Source organism: Nocardia sp. NPDC004718 (genome assembly GCF_053601535.1).
The window spans coordinates 1-1,172 of record NZ_JBSGCA010000176.1 but is presented as its reverse complement, the minus strand read 5'-3'; the positions used below and the strand labels follow the sequence as shown (position 1 = coordinate 1,172).

Here is a 1,172-nt window from a genome sequence, read left to right as displayed (position 1 = left end):
GAGGAGTTGTCTTTGCCGGTGGACCGCCCCCGCCCCGCAGTGGCCTCCCACCACGGCGCCACCACCACCTACACATTCGACACCGAACTCATCACCGCACTACACACCCTCGCACGCCAACACGACTGCTCCCTGTTCATGGTCATCCACGCCACCCTCGCAGTCCTGCTCGCCCGCCTCAGCAACAGCACCGACATCCCCATCGGCACCCCCATCGCCGGACGCGGCGACCCCGCCCTCGACGACCTCATCGGCATGTTCGTCAACACCCTCGTCCTGCGCACCCACATCAACCCCCACGAACCCTTCACCGACCTGCTCACCCGCACCAGAAACACCGACCTGCAAGCCTTCCAACACGCCGACATCCCCTTCGAACAACTCGTCGACCACCTCACCCCCCACCGCACCCGCTCCCACCACCCCCTCTTCCAAACACTCCTCGCCTTCCAAAACCTCGACCAACCCCACCTCCACCTCCCCCACCTCGACATCACCCCCACCGAACCACCCACCCCCACAGCACGATTCGACCTACAAATCATCCTCACCGACAACCACAACGGCGAGATGACCGCCACCATCACCTACGCCACCGACCTCTACAACCCCACCACCATCGACACCCTCACCCACCGATGGCTCCACATCCTGCACGCCATCACCACCAACCCCACCCAACCCATCGCCACCATCGACATCCTCGACCCCACCGAAAAAACCGACCTCCTCACCCGCACCGGACCACCACCCACACCACCCACCACACTGCCCGACCTCCTCACCACCACCGCCCACAACCACCCCCACAACACCGCCATCATCCACAACAACCACCACATCACCTACCAAGAACTCGACCAACGCTCCAACCACCTCGCCCACCAACTCCTCCACCACCACATCGGCCCCGAAGACATCGTCGCCATCGCCATCCCCCGCTCCCCCGAAACCATCATCGCCATCTGGGCCATCACCAAAACCGGCGCCGCCTTCCTACCCATCGACCCCACACACCCCACCCAACGAATCACCCACATCACCACCACCTCCCACACCACCATCGGCCTCACCACCACCCCCACACACCCACACCTCCCCCACACCATCAACTGGCTCACCATCGACAACACCCCACACACCACCACCCCACCCATCACCGACAAAGACCG

General features: G+C 63.7%; 1 protein-coding gene. It reads left to right on the top strand.

What is annotated here, in order from left to right:
• Nucleotides 1-18: 18 nt before the first annotated feature.
• On the top strand, nt 19-1,172 hold a 1,154-nt coding region (locus ACWEH3_RS36205; protein WP_450027027.1), incomplete at its 3' end, for a condensation domain-containing protein.